Source organism: Carnobacterium divergens DSM 20623, from assembly GCF_000744255.1.
GTDB lineage: Bacteria > Bacillota > Bacilli > Lactobacillales > Carnobacteriaceae > Carnobacterium > Carnobacterium divergens.
This window is the reverse complement of sequence record NZ_JQLO01000001.1, coordinates 1,430,378-1,453,835: the sequence shown is the minus strand read 5'-3', so window position 1 is coordinate 1,453,835 and position 23,458 is coordinate 1,430,378. Positions and strand designations below refer to the sequence as shown.

The 23,458-nt window shown below is 32.0% G+C and carries 23 protein-coding genes and 1 tRNA gene; 21 read left to right on the top strand and 3 right to left on the bottom strand.

Translation table 11 applies throughout. The features are described 5' to 3' along the window. Nucleotides 1-68: 68 nt before the first annotated feature. The 8 genes from BR52_RS07085 to BR52_RS07070 all read left to right on the top strand — a co-directional run bounded on the left by BR52_RS07085 (nucleotide 69) and on the right by BR52_RS07070 (nucleotide 7,331). On the top strand, nucleotides 69-1,226 hold the full coding sequence (locus tag BR52_RS07085; RefSeq protein WP_034570790.1) for a WxLIP family cell surface protein: 1,158 nt from the start codon (nucleotides 69-71) through the stop codon (nucleotides 1,224-1,226). 39 nt (nucleotides 1,227-1,265) lie between these two features. Continuing rightward, nucleotides 1,266-3,050, top strand: a complete 1,785-nt coding sequence (locus BR52_RS13095; protein WP_236707170.1) for a hypothetical protein — start codon at nucleotides 1,266-1,268, stop codon at nucleotides 3,048-3,050. 86 nt (nucleotides 3,051-3,136) lie between these two features. Next, entirely contained in the window at nucleotides 3,137-3,931 is a 795-nt protein-coding gene (locus BR52_RS13090) for a hypothetical protein (RefSeq protein ID WP_244266940.1), read from the top strand. A gap of 12 nt (nucleotides 3,932-3,943) precedes the next feature. Then, nucleotides 3,944-4,714 (top strand): hypothetical protein, encoded by a 771-nt coding sequence (locus BR52_RS13085; protein WP_236707172.1) that lies wholly within the window; start codon nucleotides 3,944-3,946, stop codon nucleotides 4,712-4,714. Between the two features lie 17 nt (nucleotides 4,715-4,731). Continuing rightward, on the top strand, nucleotides 4,732-5,043 hold the full coding sequence (locus tag BR52_RS13080) for a hypothetical protein (protein ID WP_236707173.1): 312 nt from the start codon (nucleotides 4,732-4,734) through the stop codon (nucleotides 5,041-5,043). Between the two features lie 385 nt (nucleotides 5,044-5,428). Next, complete coding sequence (locus BR52_RS12855) at nucleotides 5,429-5,593, top strand: hypothetical protein (protein WP_156099053.1); 165 nt, start codon at nucleotides 5,429-5,431, stop codon at nucleotides 5,591-5,593. A gap of 251 nt (nucleotides 5,594-5,844) precedes the next feature. After that, entirely contained in the window at nucleotides 5,845-6,591 is a 747-nt protein-coding gene (locus BR52_RS12555) for a phage tail tip lysozyme (RefSeq protein ID WP_051915656.1), read from the top strand. A 221-nt stretch (nucleotides 6,592-6,812) separates the two neighbouring features. Next, complete coding sequence (locus tag BR52_RS07070; RefSeq protein ID WP_236707174.1) at nucleotides 6,813-7,331, top strand: restriction endonuclease; 519 nt, start codon at nucleotides 6,813-6,815, stop codon at nucleotides 7,329-7,331. 1,038 nt (nucleotides 7,332-8,369) lie between these two features. On the opposite strand, the gene BR52_RS07065 is transcribed toward BR52_RS07070, so the two are convergent. Together BR52_RS07065 and BR52_RS07060 are read right to left on the bottom strand one after the other, a co-directional pair. Beyond that, nucleotides 8,370-8,442, bottom strand: a tRNA-Arg gene (locus tag BR52_RS07065). 98 nt (nucleotides 8,443-8,540) lie between these two features. After that, nucleotides 8,541-9,779, bottom strand: coding sequence for an aminopeptidase (locus BR52_RS07060; protein WP_034570787.1), 1,239 nt, complete (start codon nucleotides 9,777-9,779; stop codon nucleotides 8,541-8,543). Between the two features lie 523 nt (nucleotides 9,780-10,302). On the opposite strand from BR52_RS07060, the gene BR52_RS07055 reads away from it, so the two are divergent. Next, on the top strand, nucleotides 10,303-10,866 hold the full coding sequence (locus BR52_RS07055) for a TetR/AcrR family transcriptional regulator (RefSeq protein WP_034570785.1): 564 nt from the start codon (nucleotides 10,303-10,305) through the stop codon (nucleotides 10,864-10,866). A gap of 62 nt (nucleotides 10,867-10,928) precedes the next feature. On the opposite strand, the gene BR52_RS07050 is transcribed toward BR52_RS07055, so the two are convergent. Continuing rightward, complete coding sequence (locus BR52_RS07050) at nucleotides 10,929-11,369, bottom strand: flavodoxin (RefSeq protein ID WP_034570784.1); 441 nt, start codon at nucleotides 11,367-11,369, stop codon at nucleotides 10,929-10,931. 228 nt (nucleotides 11,370-11,597) lie between these two features. Between BR52_RS07050 and map the strand changes: the two genes are divergently transcribed. The 12 genes from map to BR52_RS06990 all read left to right on the top strand — a co-directional run bounded on the left by map (nucleotide 11,598) and on the right by BR52_RS06990 (nucleotide 23,448). Further along, complete coding sequence (gene map / locus BR52_RS07045; RefSeq protein WP_034570782.1) at nucleotides 11,598-12,353, top strand: type I methionyl aminopeptidase; 756 nt, start codon at nucleotides 11,598-11,600, stop codon at nucleotides 12,351-12,353. 94 nt (nucleotides 12,354-12,447) lie between these two features. After that, nucleotides 12,448-13,377 carry a YihY/virulence factor BrkB family protein gene (locus BR52_RS07040; protein WP_034573609.1) on the top strand — a complete coding sequence of 310 codons (930 nt, stop codon included), beginning with the start codon at nucleotides 12,448-12,450 and terminating at the stop codon, nucleotides 13,375-13,377. A gap of 246 nt (nucleotides 13,378-13,623) precedes the next feature. Next, a complete protein-coding gene (locus tag BR52_RS07035; protein WP_034570779.1) occupies nucleotides 13,624-14,358 on the top strand; it encodes a YveK family protein in 735 nt (244 codons plus the stop codon). A 12-nt stretch (nucleotides 14,359-14,370) separates the two neighbouring features. Then, nucleotides 14,371-15,090, top strand: coding sequence for a CpsD/CapB family tyrosine-protein kinase (locus BR52_RS07030; protein WP_034570777.1), 720 nt, complete (start codon nucleotides 14,371-14,373; stop codon nucleotides 15,088-15,090). After that, entirely contained in the window at nucleotides 15,087-15,854 is a 768-nt protein-coding gene (locus BR52_RS07025) for a tyrosine-protein phosphatase (RefSeq protein ID WP_034570774.1), read from the top strand. The genes BR52_RS07030 and BR52_RS07025 overlap by 4 nt, the downstream gene beginning before the upstream one ends. 22 nt (nucleotides 15,855-15,876) lie before the next feature. Continuing rightward, nucleotides 15,877-17,679 carry a polysaccharide biosynthesis protein gene (locus BR52_RS07020; RefSeq protein ID WP_034570772.1) on the top strand — a complete coding sequence of 601 codons (1,803 nt, stop codon included), beginning with the start codon at nucleotides 15,877-15,879 and terminating at the stop codon, nucleotides 17,677-17,679. A 14-nt stretch (nucleotides 17,680-17,693) separates the two neighbouring features. Further along, the gene (locus tag BR52_RS07015; RefSeq protein WP_034570769.1) at nucleotides 17,694-18,887 is read left to right on the top strand and encodes a DegT/DnrJ/EryC1/StrS family aminotransferase; all 1,194 of its coding nucleotides are present in this window, start codon (nucleotides 17,694-17,696) and stop codon (nucleotides 18,885-18,887) included. A 10-nt stretch (nucleotides 18,888-18,897) separates the two neighbouring features. Continuing rightward, nucleotides 18,898-19,590, top strand: a complete 693-nt coding sequence (locus BR52_RS07010; protein ID WP_034570766.1) for a sugar transferase — start codon at nucleotides 18,898-18,900, stop codon at nucleotides 19,588-19,590. 3 nt (nucleotides 19,591-19,593) lie between these two features. Next, nucleotides 19,594-20,595: a glycosyltransferase gene (locus tag BR52_RS07005; RefSeq protein WP_034570763.1), complete on the top strand. Its 1,002-nt coding sequence runs from the start codon at nucleotides 19,594-19,596 to the stop codon at nucleotides 20,593-20,595. Between the two features lie 45 nt (nucleotides 20,596-20,640). Continuing rightward, the gene (locus BR52_RS12550) at nucleotides 20,641-21,264 is read left to right on the top strand and encodes a GNAT family N-acetyltransferase (RefSeq protein WP_057002210.1); all 624 of its coding nucleotides are present in this window, start codon (nucleotides 20,641-20,643) and stop codon (nucleotides 21,262-21,264) included. Between the two features lie 2 nt (nucleotides 21,265-21,266). Next, nucleotides 21,267-22,364: a glycosyltransferase family 1 protein gene (locus tag BR52_RS06995; RefSeq protein WP_034570760.1), complete on the top strand. Its 1,098-nt coding sequence runs from the start codon at nucleotides 21,267-21,269 to the stop codon at nucleotides 22,362-22,364. Between the two features lie 16 nt (nucleotides 22,365-22,380). Beyond that, nucleotides 22,381-23,448, top strand: a complete 1,068-nt coding sequence (locus tag BR52_RS06990) for an EpsG family protein (protein WP_034570757.1) — start codon at nucleotides 22,381-22,383, stop codon at nucleotides 23,446-23,448. Nucleotides 23,449-23,458: the final 10 nt, after the last annotated feature.

Below are 23,458 nucleotides of genomic sequence, written 5' to 3'. Positions count from 1 at the left end.
TGATAGAAAGGATCGGTTGTTCAAAGGGTCCTTTCTATATCTAGTTATGAAAAGGGGAACACAATAAGATGAAAAAAATTATTTCAATACTCGTTGTATGTCTAGTGGGGCTCCAACATATGCCAGTAATAGGAGCAGCAGCCGAAACAATGGCTTACTCCGTTAAAGCGAATATACCAGAAAATCAAATCAATAAAACACTTACTTATTTCGATCTAAAAATGGAGCCAAACCAAAGACAAGATATTACCTTAACCGTTAGTAATTCCAGCGATGCGAAAGCAACCATTCTTATTTCTCCAAATGTAGCCATGACTAACCAAAATGGTGTGATTGATTATAGTAAAGTGAATGCTAAAATTGATTCAACCTTAAAAAATCCATTGACGTCCGTTATATCGAAAGCGCAAGAAGTGACCTTAGAACCAAAAGAAACCAAACAGGTTCCCTTTACTCTTCAAATGCCCGAAAAAGAATTTGATGGGTTGATTTTAGGGGGATTTTATATTTCTAAAAAAGAAGATACATCGAAGCTTGAGGCCAAAGAAAAGGATGTTCAAATTAAAAATAAATATTCCTATGTAATTGGACTTCAAATTCGTGAAAATACAAATGAAGTGAAGCCGGTTATAGAATTACATGACATTAAACCCACCCTATTAAATTATCGTACAGCGGTTACGGCCAATATACAAAACACAGAAGCGACGATTATTAAAGAGTTAGATATCGACGCAAAAGTGATGAAAAAAGGCAATACAAAAGTTCTTCACGAAACCAATAAAAAAGGTCTTTCAATGGCACCAAACTCCAATTTCGATTTTCCGATTAATTGGGACAATCAAAGCTTAGACCCGGGAACCTACATGTTGCAATTAGCCGCCCAATCAGGTGAAGATAAATGGAAATTTGAAAAAGAATTTACCATTTCGTCAAAAGAGTCCACAAATTTAAATAAAGAAGCTGTGGAATTAGAAAGAGCAGAACCAAACTGGATCTTGATTATTTCAGTTGTCGTAGGTGTGATTTTACTCCTTATGTTAGTGATTGGTTTCTTCCTATATCGTCATAAAAAGAAAAAAGCAGCAGAAAAACGTGCACGCTTAATCAAACAAAGAAGACGAAAGAAAAATCAAGAATTAAGAAAAAGAAAAAATGCTTCAGAAGCACTCACTAAAACAAAAACAGTAAAAAAAAGACCCACTAATCAGACTACAAAAAAATAAAGTCAATTAGTTTAATTCTTTATGAAAGAAGAATACATCATGCTTAAAAAACAAAAAAAGCTAATAGCGCTTATTTTCTCAATTAGTTTAATTGGTGTTACTGTCTATGGAAATGTTGAGTTTTTAAAAGGGCAGATATTTGCTGAAACGAGTGAAGAGAGCAGTATATCGGAAATTAGAAAGACTAGCAGTGCCGAAAGGAATAAGCTAGAAAAAACTTTAGTAACTGAACTAGAAAAAAGTCAAATACCTTCACAACAGGTTGAAAGAATAACCAAAGAAGCAACTGAAGACGGGTGGGTAGTTGGAAAATACACTGATTTTATTGAAGAAGGCGGGAATAAAATTAGCTGGAAATATGGTGAAGCTTGGTCCTACACATACAATAATAATACATGGATATATGGAGATGGTAATGCAATAGGAGCAGCATTGATTGTTAATGATAATTTTTTACCTGGTACGAATGAATTAGTTTGGGGTGGTGGATTTTTCTGGGCCAATCAAGCTGAATCGGTGTATGCTAAAAATCCTACGACCAATACACTAAGTCGAAGTTTTGCTTATAAAAATTTTCAGATTACTATTTTTCAACAATTATTAGATGATGGAGCTGTGGAAGTCAGTTATCAAGTTACGAATAAGACTTCAGTAGCTCAAAAAATTGGAGTTAGTCAAAAAGTTAATATTTTAGATAGGACACCAATCCGTGTTCTTAATGACTTTAAAGGGCTAAATATTGCACAGAGTTCATTGGCACTGGTTCCAGACCCAGAAACTATGCCAAATTGGTCGGTTGGAAATAATGGAAAGTTAAATAACTTTGTCGGATATGATCCAAAGACCGTCAATGGAGTTGGATGGGAATCAGGAAAAAGGCAACCTGATTCATCTGCTGACTTAAAAGAAAATAAACCAATGTCTATAGGTAATGCAGATGTAGTGATGAAAAATCCAGGGGTGATGGTACAACCTGATGAATCGACTATCTTTAAACAAATTGTAAAATTGGGGAGAATGGTTCCTCCAACCGTCACATTAGATCAAAAAAGCGGTGAAATGTATAAAAATGAACGTGTGAAGATTACAGGAACTATTTTCGATAGTAATAACCATAATTATCGTTTGTATTTGGAAATGGATGATCCTGATAAAACTCTCATTCCCTTAAAAGATTTTAAAAATGTCCCTTATCAAGAAGTGCAGCCTTATGAAGCATCAATTGAAGCGGAGCACTTTACAATCGGTGAACATATGGTTTCAATTATTGGAATTGACGAATATGGAACGAGTTCAGTAGCTCAAAAAATATCCATTACAAAGAAAGGAATAAATGGAACACCGCTGATACAAAAGGTTGCAATTGGAGAATCGATTCAAACAGATATAACGAAATTATTTGAAAATATTATTGGAAATGAACCGAAGTTGAAATCTGTCTCTCCAGTAGATTCTACAACCGTTGGATTTCAGTGGGCAGATGCAGTCTTGATTGATGCTGATTTAAAAGAAGAATCCTTTAAAATACCTGTAACAGTTTATGATACTAAAACGACAACATTTAATGATCTAGATAATATTGTGCTGGATGTAAAAGATACAGCATTGACGATGTCAGAACTAACTACTGCGATTCAAGAAAATCGTTTAAATGAATTGATTCTTCAAAAAAGTGAAGCCGAAGCTTGGCAAACAGAAAATGGGGAAGCAGTTACTATAGAGGTCATGTCACAGAATGTAAAGTCGCAGTTTGGACAGTATGAAGCAACAATTAAAGCAATAAGAAAAGACACAAATAAAGTTCATACAAAAAAATCAGTCTAGCTGTAACAGATGGGCCCTTAAAAGATGGTTGGGAATTTGGATCAGTTAATGATACGATTTTAAAGGACGGATACAAAATTGAATGGGTGCAAGGTTCTTGGTGGTACACATTTAATGGGAAATCTTGTATATACTGGGATAGATATCTTGAAGCGTCTTTAATTATAAATGGCGTATTTCCAGCGGGAACATCAGATGGTATGGCTGGGTATAATCCAGTTGGGCAAGGGTTTTTAAGAAAAAATCAGACGGAATCAATTTATAGCATTCAGAGAGAAACGAACTCCCTTAGACGTACGTTTAAGTATTTAGATCGCTATAAAATTCATATAACTCAACGATTATTAGAGAATACCGGGGTTGAAATTACGTATCAAGTTACAAACTTAGGTTCAGACACTCAAAAGATCGGTCTTAGCCAATTTGCCAATACGTTTTTTGGGTCAGCTTCATATCCAGTAGTTGTTACACCAATCAATAACTTTAAGGGGATTAATTTAACTTACAATGGGTCTTCTATGGTGGTTATACCAGATCCAGAAACTATGCCCAATTGGGCAGCTGGCCGATTGGCAGATAAGTTTCAACAATACAATATACAAAACGCAAATGGCGTTGGTTGGGAAACGGGAAAACGATATCGTAATGATGATGGAGGGGTGTTGTCTCCACCGACTGTTTTAAAAGAAAACCAACCTGTTAGAGTATCGAATACAAGTATTTCAATGAAAAATCAAGGTGTAGACGTTGCAAGTAATGAGAGTATATCATTCAAACAAATTTGGAAGTATGGTGTACTTGCACCTCCCAAAATTACACTGAATCAAACAAAAGCTTCCATGTACCGAGATGAAAAAATCGGAATTGACGGAACCATTTAGGATGAAGACAATATGGATTATCGCGTGTATCTGGAATTGGATGATAAGGATAAAACGTTAGTTCCGTTAGCTGATTATACAAATATTCCGTATAACGAAGTGCAAACTTATAAAGGAATAATTGATGGGAAACTATTTTCACCAGGAATTCATAGGGTTTCAATAATTGGGATTGATGAGTATGGAACACGTTCCGCAGCTCAGAAAATCGAATTGACAATTACTGAATTAGACGCCACACCTGACATTCAGAAAGTGAAAGTGGGAGAAGCGCTTAGTAACGATTTAACAACATTGTTCAAAGAAGTAAAGGGAACGAATGTAACGCTCAAGCCATTATCGATGGATTCCTCAGTAGTAGGCTTTCAATGGGTAGAAGCGACGTTAACTGACGGAAAAAGGGACGTCATAAAAAAAATCCCAGTCAATGTATACAATGCTGAAAGTACGGTATTCAATGCCAAAGACACTATTGCCTTAGATGCCAAAGACACCTATTTTGAATTAGTAGATGTTCGTAAAAGCAGTGAAGAAGGAACTTTAGATGAACTGGTTCGTCAAAAAATTGAACCAAAATCCTGGGATATAGCTGATGGGACTGAAATTCCTATTGAGCTCATTACAAATGAAATTAAACCCGGATTTGGTGAGTATAGTGCCACATTCAAAGCAACCAGAGAATATTCAGAGGAAAGTTTACAAAAAACCAGTAAGTTATCTGTCGGTGGTGAGCTGAAATTTATGGAGCTTCCGGAAAAATTAGATTACAAGACAGCGAGTTAAGCCAAAAAACCCCTTATGTGGAACGAGCACAATCAGATTGGAAAATTGAACTCGAAAACACCATTGTTGCAAACTGGTCACTATTTGCCAGTGCCGTTCCTTTTGAAGACAAAGCCAAAGAAAAATTAAAAAGTGCTTTGATTCTAAAAAAAAGTCAAACACAAGACGTAGTTATCAATGAAACAAGTCAAAAAATCGCAGCAGGAGCGGAAACCTATCCAACGGTTCAGTGGGCAGAAACAGCAGGTTTATTATTAAAAGTCAGCCCAGATGCCAAAGTTGGAAGTTATCAAGGTGAAATAACCTGGTTATTATCTGATGTTCCTTAAGAAGAGCTTGCGATTCATAAAATACACGTGTATATAACCCTAAAATGTCTTGAAAATAGTGGCGCAGTGCTAGTAAAAAATATACATCTCAAACGTGCTAGAATTTTTTTAGCACTATGACTTATTTGTACTGCAAAACAAAAATAGTTAAAAGTAGCCATCAATGTGAAAAGTTGAAGGCTACTTTTTTTGTATAAAAATGAAAGTTACAGGTGTAAATGCGAATAGTATTGGAACAATCAAAATTATAGAGGCGACTGTACGTAAATAAACTCCAACTAGTTATGATGAGCTAGCTGGTCAGTTTGTGAAAATTTGGTCAAAGTTTTGTATTTATAATTTTGAGGATGTTTACTATTTAATTGGTGATAATGAATGGGTACCTGTGGATTGGTATAATTTCCGCCTAAGCCAAGCAATTAAAATGGCAAATATTTTCTTATTAGATAAAGTAGTTGTATCGATTTATCCAGACTTACTACCTCTTTATAATGTTTCAGTTGATTCAAATGTCGAAGTAAGTAGAATATGCTGGAGTACAAAGTGGTAAGGGAAAAGTATTTATGCGGTGAACTGTTTATTAATATCAGTGACTGGAATAAAGCAAGCTACTTCAACATTATGTCACAAAATTCGAAAGAACCTCCTACTTTGTGGAAGGGTACATAAAAAGACATTTGAAAGAATATAGAAAGATAGTGTAGTGACATTTGAAAGACGAGATAGATGGATGTTGTTTATAATAGGGTTACGAACGTATGTTCCTCACGGACGCATGGGAAGTAGTAAAAAGGAAAGGAAATGACTATGGTGAATTTTACATCAACGCAGTTGGAGACGGCAAAAATAGTATGGAATACATTAAAATTATTTAACTACAGTGATATTTCTGCCGCAGGAGTAATTGGGAATCTATATGCAGAATCTGCGCTCAATCCTCACGTTAACGAACATGGTGGAGGCGGAGGTTACGGATTAGGCCAATGGACCCCAAAAAGTAATGTATATTCGCAGGCAAGAGTTTGTGGGATTTCAAATAGTGAGGCAGAAACAGCTCAAGGGCAAGCAACAATAATTGCACAAGGGGATAAAACTGGTCAATGGTCAAACTATGGAAATACCGCTTATCATCCAACAGTACAGCGTAATCAAACTTTATCAGAATTCAAACAAAGTTCAAGTTTGACAGCAGCTGCAGCTGATTTTTGTGCACATTGGGAGAGGCCAGATGTAGCCCTTGCTCATATGGAGATTCGAATTGATGCAGCAAATAGCATCTATGAATTACTAAAAGGGCAGACAGGAACAAATACAGACAAAAAAGGAGAGATTGAAATGCAATTAACATATAGAGTCAATAACAATGAACCTACTTTTTATTTTGATGGAATTGCAGTGAAACAACTGGCACATGGAGATGAATTAGAAATTTTACGCAGAATTTATAAAGCAAATAATGATAAAGATATGCCACATATGGAATTTAGTTCTAGTGCTCCATACTATGAACGCTTATTGAATGTAGCTAATCGAGAGTATAAAAAATAGAATTAAGTTATAAAATCGTTTTGCAATAAAATAATTAGATATAAAAAACTTCTCATTCCAATTTTGGATTAAGAAGTTTTTTATATTTATAAAGTTTTAATTCATCTAACGTTCCTAACAGAAAAAAAAGACATCTACCTTAACAAACACGTTTTTTTATACTTATAAATATGTTGTACCTATGCTAAACTAAATACATAACAACAAACTTTGGAGGGCGTATGAAACAAACTAACATGATGGATTTAAAAACAATTTTAGAACCTCTTTTGAAGAGTCAGTTATTTTGGATAGGAATAAGTCTGATTGTAATTATCTATAGTATTAAAATCACTATATTCTTTATGGAACGTCATAAAAATTACGAAATGAAAGACATTGATTTAATGACTGGTGAAAAATTTGAGCATTATTTTGCTAACTTACTTAGAAAATCTAATTATAAAAAAGTAAGAGTAACTCAATATCAAGGGGACCAGGGAATTGACGTATTAGCACACAATGAAGATAAAAAAATGGGTTATCAATGTAAAAGATATAAGAAAAATGTTGGAAATAAAGCAGTCCAAGAAGCACATGCAGGCAAGAGTTATTACGGCTTAGATGAGGTATATGTGGTTACGAACAGCTACTTTACTAAATCAGCTAAGGAATTAGCAGTTAAAACTGGAGTATGTCTTATTGATAGAGATTCTCTTTATAAGATGATAAAGAGTGTAAAAAGAAATTTATCTGAATAATAATTGAAGGAACTTTTTAATGCAAAGATTTTCCTACCACTCTATTTTGTCGTTGAAGATTTTTTTATTATAAAAATTGTAGATGGAAACGGATTCTGTTATTGTTTTTTTAGATTTTTTTATTTTTATAAATTATGATAAAATAAATATGTAAATAAATTAAATAATTAATCCCAAATTTTTTATTTAATACATTTTCCCTCTATAAAATGTACTATTTCCATGTTTATTTACAGCTTTCATGGACTCGTCTATGGAGGCTTTTTTTATCTATGCGGTATTATAAATATCTAAGGGTTCTTCTTTGAAAGGCTTTATTTGATAGGTGTTGTTTTAAAAAGAGGAATATTATATGAATAAAATCGATTTGTCCGAAAGGTTATTTCAAGAAATAAGTAAATAAACGAGCTTTTTACCAGACGAGTATTATACAGAAAAAGAGTATCAGTTATTTAAGTCGCTATTTGAACAAAATTTAAGTTTGGCTGTCTTTCTTTTTAAAGAGTCTCAGTAAAGGAATAATTAGATTTAGTTGGTATTAAAGTTTAATGAACTAGAAGTATTTGATAATCAAAATAATAAGAGGACTTGTATTTGAATTTTGCATTTTACAAGTTATACAGGTTAGTATAAAATAATCATTGATAAGGCAAGTGTTTCACAACCATTTACCTTGAAAAACACGTTAATCGAGCGTGTTTTTATTTTGTTAGAAAAGAAATTTTGTTGTAAAATAATACAGTGAGTAAGCCTATCTATGTATCTAAACTCTATTGGCGTATTTACATTTTTGAGTCGCACTCCGCAAAAAATGTGCTTAAAAATAATTTCCTGATATCAGAGTCTTTTAAGGGGATTCATAAACTATGGGGTGTAGATGGCTACTATAATCATTAGTAGTCATTTTTTTCGTAAAAACATTTCCAACGGATAATGTGTGTAGAATAAAGGTTAATGTTTAATTAGTTTAAAAAATTCCATATATATAAATAAGCTGATATAAAAACCTAAAAGGCTAATATACCAGCATTAATCAAACGTTCCTAACAGGATTTGAACCTGCGACACATCGTTTAGGAAACGAATGCTCTATCCCCTGAGCTATAGGAACAAAAGAAATCTCTTACACAGTTTCTCATGGTTTAAAAAAAATGTCTAGCCCTTAAACAGAAAAAGAACCCGTAATATAAAATTACGAGTTCTTTTCTATTATGCCCAGTTTCCGTTTCTAAAGATTGGGACAATTGAGCCATCTTTACGGATTCCATCAACATTCATTTCATTTGAACCAATCATAAAGTCAACATGGACATTGCTACGGTTTAAACCAGCAGCAATCAATTCTGCTTCTGTCATTTCTGTACCACCTTCTAAACTAAACGCATAGGCTGATCCTAAAGCTAAATGATTAGAAGCATTTTCGTCAAACAAGGTATTATAGAAAACAATTCCTGATTGAGAAATAGGAGAGGGGTCTGGAACCAAGGCAACTTCACCTAAACGAGCAGAGCCATTATCTGTAGCAATTAATTTTTTTAAAACGTCTTCACCTTGTTTAGCTGTAACATCTACTACTTTGCCATCTTTAAAAGTAAAGGTCATATCTAAAATAGTCGTGCCAGCATAACTAAGTGGTTTAGTGCTTCTTACTACACCATCTGCGCGATTTGCGTCAGGAGCAGTGAAAACTTCTTCCGTAGGCATATTCGCCATGAATTTCTCACCGCGGACATTAAAACTACCAGCGCCTTCCCAACGATGATTTGTTGGCAAACCAATGGTCAAATCAGTTCCAGGAGCAGTGTAATGAAGAGCATCAAATTGTTCTTTATTTAATTCATTTGCTTTTGCTTCTAACAGCTGATCGTGATTGACCCAAGCTTCAACAGGATTGCTTTCATAAATACGTGTTGTTTTGAAAATTTGATCCCATAAAGCGTCTACTTGTTCCTCTGAGGTTGCTAAATCAGGGAAGACCTTAGCTGCCCATTTAGCGCCAGCTGCAGCAACGACTGACCAACTAACTTTATTTGATTGAGTAGCTGTGCGTTGCTCTGAGAGAGCTTTTCCAACAGCACTTTGGTAAGCCGCAACTTTATCTGTATCTACGCCAGCAAGAGCATCAGGGTCAGCAGAACGAACACTAATACGACTTGCGCCTTTTTCAATTTGGTCAATAGATTCATCAATTTTATATTGAGGAATGTCTACTAAACGTTCTTCAGGAGTACCTAAAAAAACTTCACGATTAATTTCATCATCTAACCATTTTACAATGACTTCTGTTGCACCTAATTTGTAAGCTTCTTTAGTAATCAAACGAGCAAGTGGTGCTTGTTCAACATCTATTTGTAACACAACGGTGTGGCCTTTCGATACATTTACGCCGGTACTGACAATTAATTCAGCATATTTTTGTAGATTTTCTTTAAAATTTGGTAATACCATTTTGAATTCCCCCTGAATTAAGATTGTAAAAATTGAAAAACTATATGTTTATAATAGCATAAGGAGAGGTGGGAAACAATTTGTCAAATTAAAAAAAAGACTAAAATCATTACAAATGTTGTTCATTTTTTAAGGTTTCATAAAATAACTTTAAGAAAAACGTCACATTTTTTAGAATAATGACTACATACGTTAAAAAGTTCTTTTTTTTCTGTTGTAAAGGTGTTAAAATAACAATAACATTTATTGTTAATAGTTAAGGAGGGTAAAAATTAACATCGAAGATTTATAAAAGAAATCAATAGTTAAAAAAAGAGACTAGTTATTATTTTGGAATCCTTTTAAAGATAGGTAACGTAAGTGTTTAATGCGATTATTTTATTCATTTATGAACATAAAAAAACAGACAGCCATAATGGTCGAACCAGATAGTTAAAATAGCATTTTGTCAAATAACAAATAACTATTTTTTATTATACAAATACAGTAACTAACCCAACTAAATGAAATGAGGTGCAGCCGGATGGCTAGAAAAAAAACAATTACCAAACTACAAATATTAAACGCAGCATATGAAGTTGTTAGAACTGAAGGTTTCGGAGGTTTTACAGCACGTAATATTGCCAAAAAAATGAAATGCTCTACTCAACCTATTTATTTAGAATTTAAAAATATGGATGACTTGAAAAATGAATTATTTGAAAAAATTAAAAATTATTTAAAACAAGAAGTTTACTCAAATGAACATACAGGAGATGCATTGCTTGATGCATGTATCAACTACATTCAATTTGCAGATAAAGAAAAAGTTTTATTCCGTGCGTTGTACATTGAAAATCACTTAGGCATTGAAAAAATGCATAAAATTTCATTAGATTTTGCCATGCGATTAATGGAAGAAAATGAAGATACGAAAAATTTATCAAAAGAAGATAAATTTGAACTGTTCACTAAAATTTGGATTGTAGCGCAAGGAATTGCGTCATTAATTTCATCTGGTTTATTGCCAATGAATGAAGAAGATATTGAATCGAATTTACGTGATGCGTTATCTGATATGATTCTTGGTGCAAGATACAGTAAATAAAAAGAACGGACTTAGAATTTTCTAAGTCCGTTCTTTTTTTAGATATAAATATAAGTACAAGATTATAGTTTTGACGCTAATTCTTTTGCGAAGGTTTCTAATTTTTGAATATCTTCTTCTTCTACAGCTAAATCAACTTTAACGCTGTCAGCACCTTGTGTTGCGCCAGTTTCAATAAAACGAGCGGTGAAATCATCAACAGATTTGCAAAACTCATCATAAAATGTATCGCCAGAACCACAAGTTCCAAAAATTTTACCAGATAAATTAATTTCAGCTAATTCTTCATAAAAATCAACAATTTCATCAGGAAGATCTCCATCGCCATAAGTATATGTAGCGACGATACACAAATCCACATCCTCAAAATCTTCAGGATCAGCTTGAGTACATTCTACAGTTTCAACATCAATATCTAAGTTTTCTAATGCTTCAGCAACAACATCGGCAATTTCTTCCGTGTTTCCAGTCATACTCGCATAAACAATTTTAGCAGTTGCCATTTTTTAGTCCATCCTTTCTCTATCTAAATAGTGAACAAGTCTTATCGATTATAACAAAAACCGTCTTGTAAATGCAATTAGAAAACGATAAAATAAATAGGATTTCATAAGAAATCAACCACAATAGTACACAAATCAAAAAAATACGCTATAATATAGAAGATGATTATAAAAAAACTACCATACTAATCTAGTATCAAGAAAATAAAGAAATGAGGAATAGATAGAATGATTACACTAAAATCAACACGTGAAATTGATGCAATGGCGGAATCAGGTGCATTATTAGCCGATGTGCATATTGCTTTGCGAGATTTTATTAAACCAGGTATTACAAGTTGGGACATTGAAGAATTTGTAGATAACTATATAACTAAACACGGCGCTATCGCAGCTCAAAAAGGATTTGAAGGATATGAGTATGCGACTTGTGTTAGCATTAACGATGAAATTTGCCATGGTTTCCCTAGAAAAGAAGTATTAAAAGATGGTGACTTAATCAAAGTGGACATGTGTGTCGATTTAAAGGGTGCGCTATCGGATTCTTGTTGGAGCTATGTAGTAGGAAAATCAACTCCAGAATTAGATCATTTGATGGCTGTTACTAAAAAAGCACTATACGTTGGGATCGAACAAGCACAAGTTGGCAATCGAATTGGCGATATTGGCCACGCCATTCAAACTTACGTAGAAGGTGAAGATTTAGCTGTTGTCCGTGAATTCATTGGACATGGAATTGGGCCAACGATTCATGAAAGTCCTGCAGTTCCTCACTATGGCGAAGCTGGCAAAGGCTTACGTTTAAAAGAAGGTATGGTAATTACAATTGAACCAATGGTAAATACAGGGACTTGGAAATCTAAAATGGACGACAACGGCTGGACTGCTCGTACAAAAGATGGTGGATTAAGCTGTCAATTTGAGCATACCCTTGCGATTACAAAAGAAGGACCTAGAATTCTTACCTCACAAAAAGATCAATAAGTAAAAAAACGTTGAATGAAGATTCAACGTTTTTTACTTTAGAAAGAGTGAAGAAGGCTGTTGAATTTAGCTTTTGATGAATAAAGGAGCGATTATGGAGATAAAACAACGTTTAATGGATAAGAAAGAATTTATTCGATTAATTCAAACTATTCAAAAAAAGTATCAAGAAGCAGAGGTTACGAATTCTGCAGTTATTATTGCTTATTATTTGTTGCTTTCTTTTTTTCCAATCTTAATTGTAGTTGGAAATTTACTTCCTTTACTAAATTTAGATATGGAAACGCTGATACCCTATATGCAAAGCTTGATTCCGGAATATATTTTTACTCAGTTAGAATCAACGATGTTAAACTTATTGACTTCTAGTAGTAGTGGCTTGCTATCTGCCGGTGTCATTGGAGCAATCTGGGCATCAAGTAAAGGCATGAATGCAATGCAAGTAAGCATGAACAAAGCATATGGCGTGGAGCCAAGAAAAAACATGTTTGTAATCCGTTTGGCATCGCTAGCATTTACATTAGTATTGATTTTAGGAATTGTTTTATTAGTGCTAATATTTAGTTTTGGGCAAATGATTTTAGATTATTTAACCCCGTTATTGCAATTATCTACTTCCACTTTAAAAACCTTTCAAACTCTGAAATGGCCAGTTACGTTAATTGTTTTATTTTTTGTTTTTATTCTTATTTACTTCATGGTTCCAAATGCCAATACAAAGATAAAAAGTGTTATTCCAGGAGCTTTATTTGCTACAGTAGGCTGGATGGCTCTCTCTCAGGGGTTTGCGATTTACGTGAACTATTTTTCAGGTAGAACCCAAAGTTACGGGACAATAGGAACAATGATTGTTTTGATGTTATGGCTAAATGGTTCGGGAATTATCTTAACATTAGGAGCTGTAATCAATGCTTCCTTAGACCAATTTTATCATGGAGAAATTGAAGAGAATACCAATGTGGTTGGAAAGTATCTAATAAAAAAATTTGATGAAGGTAAACAAAAAATTTCTAAGAAAAAATGAGAAGACTGTATTATAAAAAAACTGTAAATCAATGTTTTTTATTTCTCTTTAAAAGGGAATTTAAAAAAAGTGAACGATGGAATATTGATGTAACTGTATCATAGAAAAAGAAATGAAATCTTTAAATAAGAGGATGTAAATTTTCATGGAAACATAAGAAAAAACGTTGCTGAGTATGATATAATTAGTAAGATTAATAAAAAAATAATAAATTAAATTAAGTAAAGTAGTTATTGGGAGGAAAAAATGGAAGAAACGATTAATTTATCAGAGTTGTTTGAAGTTATCCGTAAAAAAGTAGTGCTGATTATTTGTGGAGGATTGGTTGGAATTATTTTAGCAGCCGTTTTAACTTACTTTTTTATAACACCACAATTCAATTCGTCTACACAATTATTAGTGAATCGTGCTAAAGATGAGAGTCAGGTTGCCACTCAATGGAACGATTTGCAAACAGATGTCCAAATGATTAATACGTATAAAGATATTATTAAAGGTCCAGTTATTTTAGAGGACGTACGAAAAAAATTAAATAGCAGTGCAAGTGTTGAACAACTAGCTAGTAAAATTGAAATTGTTACCCAACAAAATTCACAAGTATTTACTATTAAAGTAACAGATGCAGATCCTTATAAAGCAGCAGATATTGCCAATACAGTAGCAGCTGTGTTTCAAGAAAAAATTGGAGGAATTATGAGTGTTCAAAATGTTACTCAAATTTCTAATGCGCATCCTAATACTTCGCAAGTTTCACCAAAACCAATGTTAAATATGCTAATCGGCTTTACAGTAGGATTGATGGTAGCTGTCGGTTTAAGCTTCCTATTAGAATTTATGGATAAAACAGTTCGTGACGAAAAATTCATGTCAGAAGCATTGGGCTGGACGAATTTAGGGACAATCTCAGAAATGAGTTTTGATGAATTAAATGCAACGGCTCCAAGTTCAATTGTATCAAGAAGAACAAAAACCCGCGTATAAAGGAGAAAATCAATGTTTAAAAGTAAAAATAATAGCAATCAAGGAAGTTCAAATGGGGCTAGTCTAATTACTACGACAAAACCTAATTCAGTTGTTGCAGAGCAATTTAGAACAATTCGAACAAATATTCAATTTTCTATGGTTGATAAGGATTTGAAATCATTAATTTTTACTTCATCAGGACCTGGAGAAGGAAAATCAACTATTTCAGCCAATACAGCAATTGTATTCGCTTCACAAGGAAAGAGAGTCTTATTAGTAGATGCAGATATGCGTAAACCAACAGTTCATAAAACCTTCAATATTCCGAACCATGAAGGTTTAACAACTTTATTAACTGAAAAAGATGTTAAATTAAGTTCAGTTATTCGTCAAGGAACCAATGAAAATCTGTTTATTCTAACAAGTGGTCCTATTCCTCCTAACCCGTCTGAATTATTAGATTCAAACAAAATGAATAAGATTATTGAAATTCTAGAAGGGGCATTTGATTTAGTTATTTTCGATATGCCGCCAGTTATTACAGTAACGGATTCTCAAATTATGGCGACTAAAACAGATGGTACAATTTTTGTTATTAGAAGTGGTGTAGCAAATAAAGAAGCGTTAATTAAATCTAAGCAGCTATTAGATATTGTGAATGCGAATGTAATTGGCACAGTCTTTAATGGTGTAGAAAGAACAAAAGATAGTGCATATAAATATTATGGATTGGATAGTGACACTGTATGATTGATCTGCATTGTCACATCTTACCCGGAATTGATGACGGTGCTCAAACAATGGATGATTCGATTGCAATGGCTCATGTGGCTGTTGCAGAAGGAATCACGCATATACTAGTCACACCACATCATAATAACGGCCGATATATTAATGCGAGTGCCACTATTATTGCTAACGTAAATGAACTTCAAGCAGAATTTGACAAACGACAAATTCCTCTAACATTATTTCCAGGTCAAGAAGTTAGAATAACAGGAGAATTAATAGAAGATATACAAAATGGCACTATTCAATTTATTGACGAAGAACAACAATACTTATTAATCGAGTTTCCAACTATGACGATTCCTCAGTTTAGTGAGGAACTATTCTTTCAGTTAAATAAAAAAAAGATTACACCGATTATCGTTCATCCCGAACGCAATCAAATATTTATGGAGAATCCTAATAGATTAGGTGATTTTATTGAAAGAGGTGCTCTTGCACAATTAACAGCAGGAAGTTATCTAGGGAAATTTGGTAAAAAAATTGAAAAAGTGAGTAAACAAATGATTGAGGCAAATTTAGTTCATATCATTGCTTCGGACGCTCATAATGTCACCACTAGAAATTTTCATTTAAAAGAAGCCTATGAAAAAATGGAGAAAAATGTGGGGTTAAAAAAAGTGGAGTTATTTAAACAAAATGCAAAAGATTTAATCAATGGAGAAACTATTATTCCAGTTTCTCCAAATAAGGTGAAAAGTCATAAATTTTTAGGGTTGTTTTAACTGGAGGAGAGGAATAAGCGAAATGAAGAGAGGTATAAAGAAAAGTATCTTGATTGGAGTAGATACTTTAGCGATTATTTTTTCAAGTGTATTAGCATATATATTTTTAATTCCATATATTGATCCATCTCAATTTTTTTTATACATGAGTGTCGTTTTATGTATTGTTAGCTATCTAGCATTTGCATCTTATTTTAAAATTTTTTCAAAAATCAATCGATACGCCAGCATTAAGGAAATAATCAATATATTTGTTTGTGTATCGTTATCTTTTTTAGTGGTAACGGTGATTACAAGTTTAACGTTAACGGCTGTAAGTTTTCGTTTTATCGTTTTAACTTATATTTTTTCATTATCTGTTATTGCAAGTAGTCGAATTGTTTGGCGTATTTTAAATGAGATGCATTATCGTAATGAAAATAAAATAAAAATCCAAGGACAAATTAAAACGCTAGTAGTTGGTGCAGGAGAAGGCGGCAGTATTTTTTTGAGAAATACGCAAAAAAATAGTAAGGATATTCAAATAATCGGAGTTGTTGATAAAGATCCTACTAAATTAAATACGTATTTGCATGACGTTCCAGTTGTTGGTTTAGTAACTGATATTCCTAAAATTGTGAACGAGTATGATATTAAACAGATAACAATTGCAATCCCTTCTCTACAACCTCAAGAGTACGAAGAAATATTAGATATTTGCAATGCGATTTCTGTTAAGGTTAACTTAATGCCATCTGTTGAAGATGTGTTGAATGGGAAATTATCAGTGAGTCGTTTTCGTGAAATTGATGTTGTAGACTTATTAGGTCGAGAAGAAGTTCAGTTAGATATGGAACAAATATCAAAAAAAATAACTGGGAAAACAGTATTAGTAAGTGGAGCTGGGGGATCGATTGGTTCTGAAATCTGTCGTCAAATAGCAAAATTTGAACCAAAAAAAATGATTCTATTAGGGCATGGAGAAAATTCAATTTATCACATTCATCAAGAGATGACTAAAAGTTATCAAAAGATAATGGAGATAATCCCTGTAATCGCTGATATACAAGACCGTGAACGTATTTTTGAAGTAATGAAAGAATACCAACCAGCTCAAGTTTATCATGCAGCAGCACATAAACATGTACCGATGATGGAATACAATCCAATAGAAGCTTTAAAAAATAATGTTTATGGAACAAAAAATATGGCAGAAGCTTCAAAAGCAGCCAATGTTGGTAGTTTTGTGATGATTTCAACGGATAAAGCTGTTAATCCACCTAATGTCATGGGTGCTACAAAGCGCATTGCTGAAATGATTGTAACCGGATTAAACGAGGAAGGAAAAACCAAGTTTGCTGCTGTACGTTTTGGGAATGTTTTAGGCAGTCGAGGAAGTGTTGTTCCGTTGTTTAAAGAACAAATTAAAAATGGTGGTCCTTTGACTGTAACCGATTTTAGAATGACACGTTATTTCATGACCATTCCTGAAGCAAGTCGCTTAGTCCTTCAAGCCGGAGCCTTGGCAAAAGGTGGAGAAATCTTTATTTTAGATATGGGAGCACCCGTTAGGATATTAGATTTAGCAAAAAAAGTGATTAAGTTAAGTGGTTATAAAGAAGATGAGATTGAAATTATTGAAACTGGGATAAGACCTGGTGAAAAGCTTTATGAAGAGTTGCTAGTAGATGGTGAACAGACAAATAAAAAAGTACATGATAAGATTTTTGTTGGTGAAGTGAACAAAACAACTGTTGAAAATGTCATGCAATTTATCTTTAATTTGGATAATTGTCACTCTCTTGAGGTTAGAAGAAAATTAATTGAATATGCAAATAAGAATTAAAAGGAGAAAATATTATGATTATACCTTTTTCACCACCTGATATAAGTACTAAAGAGATAGATAATGTTATTGATACATTGAAAAGTGGCTGGATTACAACTGGCCCTAAAACAAAACAGTTTGAGAAAGAAATTGCAAGATATTGTCATACTGATACTGCTGTATGTTTAAATTCGGCAACTGCGTGTATGGAGTCTACATTAAGGTTATTAGGTGTTGGTGAAGGAGATGAAGTGATTACTTCAGCATATACTTATACTGCAACTGCTAGTGTTATAGAGCATGTTGGAGCTAAAATTGTCCTAGTTGATACAGCTCCTAATTCATACGAAATGGATTATCATCAATTACGTAATGCAATAACAGCTAAAACTAAAGTAATTATACCAGTGGATCTTGCTGGAATTGTCTGTAATTATAAAAAAATAGCTGAAATAGTAGAAGAGAAAAGTTATTTATTTAATGCTAACAATGATATACAAAAAATCTTTAATCGAGTGATAATTATGGCAGATGCTGCACATTCATTTGGAGCCAAATATGAGAAACAAACAAGCGGTAATATTGCTGATTTCACTTGTTTTTCTTTTCATGCAGTTAAAAATTTGACTACTGCAGAAGGTGGGGCAGTTACTTGGTGTAATCAAGTTGGTTTAAATAATGAAGAAGTATATAGACAGTACATGTTATTATCTTTACACGGGCAATCAAAAGATGCTCTATCCAAAAGTAATTTAGGGGCATGGGAGTATGATATTGAAACGCTAGGTTACAAATGTAATATGACAGATATACAAGCTGCGATAGGATTAGCTCAACTGAGTCGTTATCAAGAAAACTTAAAAAAACGAAAAAGAATAATTGAATATTATAATCAGCATTTAAATGGAAATCGGATTAAAAGTTTACCTCATTATCAGAATTTAAACGAATCAAGTGGGCACCTGTACATGATTAATTTAATTGATAAAAATGTAGAAGATAGAAATTATTTTATTGAAAAAATGGCCACGGCAGGTATTGCATGTAATGTTCATTATAAACCACTTCCGATGCTTACTGCTTATAAAAAATTAGGATTCGATATCGAGGATTATCCAAATGCGTATACATTGTATAGTAATGAAGTAACATTGCCCTTACACACATTACTTACAGACTCCGAATTGGAATATATAGTTGAGAATGCTAATAAGTACAGCAAATAGGAGAGTGAATATGTTACAAAAATGGAATGATTTACCCGGAGTAATGAGAAATGAAGAGGTAGAAAAGTACTTTAGGATACTTAATAAAAAAAAAAAATCATTAATAAGTAAGCGGGCATTTGATTTAACATTAGCCTCATGTTTACTATTATTTGCATCTTTTTTTATGCTAGTGGTAGCTATCTTAATAAAGAGCGATAGTAGAGGGAAAGTCTTCTACAAACAAACGCGAGTAACAAAAAACGGCAAACTATTTGATATTTATAAATTTCGTACAATGATAGAAAATGCAGATAAAAAAGGATCTTTAGTAACCATAGATAATGATCAAAGAATAACAAAAATTGGCAAAGTACTAAGGAAATATAGAATAGATGAAGTTCCACAATTATTGAATATTATTAAAGGTGAGATGACCTTCGTTGGGACTAGACCAGAAGTTGAATATTATGTTAATCAATACTCTAAAGAAATGTATGCAACTTTATTATTGCCGGCAGGAGTAACTTCTTTAGCGAGCATCAAATTTAAAAATGAGCAGAAGTTATTGAATTCTTCTAAAGGTATCGAAAAAACCTATGTTAATGAGATACTACCTGAAAAAATGAAATATAATTTAAAATATTTAGAAAATTACAGTTTTCTAGGTGATATGACTATAATGATAGAAACATTCGTAGCTGTTTTGAAAAAAGGAGATTAAAGTATGCTGATTTCATTGTGTGTTATTGCTCTTAATGAAGAAAAAACAATTGAACATTTATTGAATGACATAAAAAAACAAAGCTTCCCTCACAGTAGTATTCAATTAATCTTGGTTGATAGTTGTTCTCAGGATGATACTAAAAAAATAATGAATGAATTTTTTGAAAATAGTGATTTTTTTGATATAAAAGTACTTGATAATATCAAAAAGAAACAAGCTGCTGGTTGGAATGTAGCAATACAAAATGCAATTGGAGATGTTATTATTCGTGTAGATGCGCATGCTTCGATTCCTACTGATTTTATTGAAAAAAATATTAAAGTTTTAGAATCTGGAGAAGATATATCAGGAGGGAAAAGACCCAATATTTTAGTTAATTCAACTAATTGGACTGAGCTTTTACTAACGGCAGAATCTTCTATGTTCGGTAGCAGCATTGCTCCGTATAGAAAAAGTGAAGAAAAAAAATATGTGAATTCGATGTTTCATGCTGCGTATAGAAAAGAAGTGTTTAATAATGTAGGTCTATTTAATGAAAAATTAGGTAGAACTGAGGATAATGAACTACACTATCGAATGAGAAAGGCTGGTTATAAATTTTGTTACAGCCCAGAAATTGTGTCGTATCAACATGTTAGAAGTTCACTAAAAAAAATGTTGAAACAAAAATTTTTAAATGGTTATTGGATTGGTTTAACGTTGGGGGTTTGTCCAAGGTGCTTATCCCTTTATCATTTTGTTCCAGCTTCTTTTGTTTTGGCGCTTATTGTATGTTCAATAATTTCTTTATATACTCCTTTTTTTATTTTGTTACTATTAGCTTTGTATTTTTCTTTTGCGATTTTGATGAGTTTTTTTTCACTTAAGCAAACAAAAAAAAATTCTTTAGTACTTATTTTACTCCCTTTTATATTTTTTTCACTTCATTTTTTTTATGGGATAGGAACTATTATTGGAATGTTAGCCTATCCATTTAAACGAAAATCATTGAGTTTAAATTAAGAGGTTATTGTAGTCTAGAGTGAATTATTGAAGGGAATGTGTAAAATGATGAATGAGGTAATAAAAGTAGAAGTAGTTTCTAAAGAAGATCTTGAGGAAATTGTTGAGCTTCATTGTAAAATCTTTAGAAACTATTTTTTGAAAAATTTAGGGTTTGAGTTGGTAAAAAAATACTATCAAGCATATGATGATGATAAAGGTACAATTTTTTTAAAAGCAAGTTATAACAATGAAATAGTAGGGTTTGTTTTGACAACTTCTAATTATTCTAATATAATCAAAAATTTTTACAAAGATAATTTTTATTTATTAAGTAAAAAAATAGTTATCGAAACGTTGAAAATGAATAAAACAATATTTTTGGGACTGAAAAGTAGAGTTATGAATGTATTTAAAAAATCAAAAGAAGAAAATGTAGAAGAGGAAGAAAATTGTTTATTGTCAATAGCTATTGATGATAATTTTCGAGGTAAAAAGATAGCTGATGTGTTAATTAATAAAGTTGAAATGCAGTTAAAAGAGAACCAAGTAAAAGCCTATAGTCTTTCAGTAAAAAAAGATAATACTGGAGCTAAAAAGTTTTATGAAAAAATTGGGTTTGAAAAAATTGGTGGTAAAGGTGAATTAGAATATTATACTAAAAAATTGAATTTTAGAAAGGAAGAATAACAATGTTTCCTATCAGAATATTACACTTGCCTAACACTCTAGATAAAAGAAGTGGTGTAATGAGCGTGATAATGAATTTTTACAGAAATATTGATAGAGAAAAAATTCAATTTGATTTTTTGTGTTTTGATTCAGAAAAAGAAAATTACGAAGACGAAATAAATAAATTAGGAGGGAAAATTTTTTATATTAGTAGCAAATATAAAAAGAATCCTTTTAGAATAAAAAAAGAGGTAACATATTTTTTTAGTAACCACGATTACCCTATTATTCATTATCATACAATTTCTATTTGGAATTTAGCTTTAAGAATCAGTAAGAAATTGGGAGTGAAAAATAGAATCGCCCATAGTCATGCGACTAACTATTCTGAAAGTAAAATTGGTTCAATTCGAAATAAGATTTTTTCAAAAAATATAACTAAAAATGCGAATTATTTCTTTGCTTGTTCAACTGAAGCTGGCGAGTTACTATTTAAAAATAAAAAATTTATACTAATAAATAATGCGATTGATTTGAAGCGTTTTTCATACGATTCAATAATAAGAGATGAATACCGTAAGAAATTAGGATTAATTAATGAGTTTGTTATCGGTCATGTAGGAAGATATGCTGAGCAAAAAAATCATTTGTATTTATTAGATATTTTTGCAGAATATCAAGTAATAAATAATCAATCAAAATTATTACTAATAGGTGAAGGTCCTTTAAAAGAAAACATTGAGCATAAAGCTAGGGAGCTAAATATTTATAAAGATATAATTTTTGTAGGATTTAACCAGGAAGTTGAAAAATATTATCAAGCAATGGATTTATTTATTCTTCCTTCGTTATACGAAGGATTACCAGTAGCTGGAATTGAAGCTCAAGCGTCGGGGTTACCATGCATGTTTAGCAATACTATAAGCAAAGAAGTAGATCTTTGCGGTTCTTATTTTATTGACATAAATGAAGAGGCACTGAAAAATACAATGCAAATTGTTAATCTAGAGAAAAATTATATTAGAGGAAAAACGGACGGAAAAATTAAAGAGAAAAATTATGATATTGAATTGGAAGCTAAAAAGTTAGAGGAAATGTATTTAGCAATGACGAATTAATGAGGAGGTTATTATTTTGTTGGTATATGTAGCACTATGTATTTATTTGCTAATATTATATTTAATGGATACTTCCTCAATAAAAAGTAAGAATTATGGTTTTATTGCGATAGTGCCATTTTTTATTTTATCTGCATTTAGGGACAGTAGTATAGGAAATGATACGAGATCTTATTTAATGATTTTTGAACGTGTGAAATTTGGACAAATTGATTTGAAAAATACAAATTTTGAGATAGGTTATATTAAGTTAAATGAATGTATAGCATTTTTATTTTCTAATAGCCAGTCTATTATAATCATTACTTCTATTATGATCTATACGGCTTATTATTTTTTTATTAAAAAATTCTCTGCATCACCTGTTTTTAGTATCTTTTTATTTTTAACACTAGGTTACTTTGGCAACTCAGTTAACTTAATTAGACAACAATTGGCTTTAAGTATTGTATTTCTTGCTTGGAATTATTTAAGAAAAGATAAAGTAGTGGTTGCATTTATTTTGATACTATTTGCCTCTTTATTTCATAATACCGCACTAGTTTTTTTATTGGCGATAGTACTTAAAAAAATTAAAATTAATAAAATCAGTATAGCTATATTTTCGATAATAACAATCGTTGGATATATTGCATACATTCCTATTTTAAATCTTTTTTTAAGGATCTTCCCCGTGTATAATAGCTATATAGGTAGTATTTATATGAATGGAGAAGTTAGATTGGCTTCAATTATGAATTTATTAGTACTAAGTCTTATTTTTATTTTTGGTCTTGTGTTTAAACCTAGTTTAGATTCTAAACAATTTTCATATAAAGAGTGGAACATGATGACAGTATACATTATGATTAGTATTTCATTAACTGTATTATCACTAAATTTCAATTTAATTGCGAGAGCTACTGATTATTTCAGTATTTTTTCAATACTATATATTCCAGGAATAATTAGCAATTTAAAAGATAAAAAACTCAAACTAATAATCGGATTTCTAGTAGTTGTTGTATGTTTGGTATATTTCTTTGTAATTCAATTATACCGCCCAGAATGGAATGTAATATATCCTTACAAATTTTACAGATAGGAATGATAAA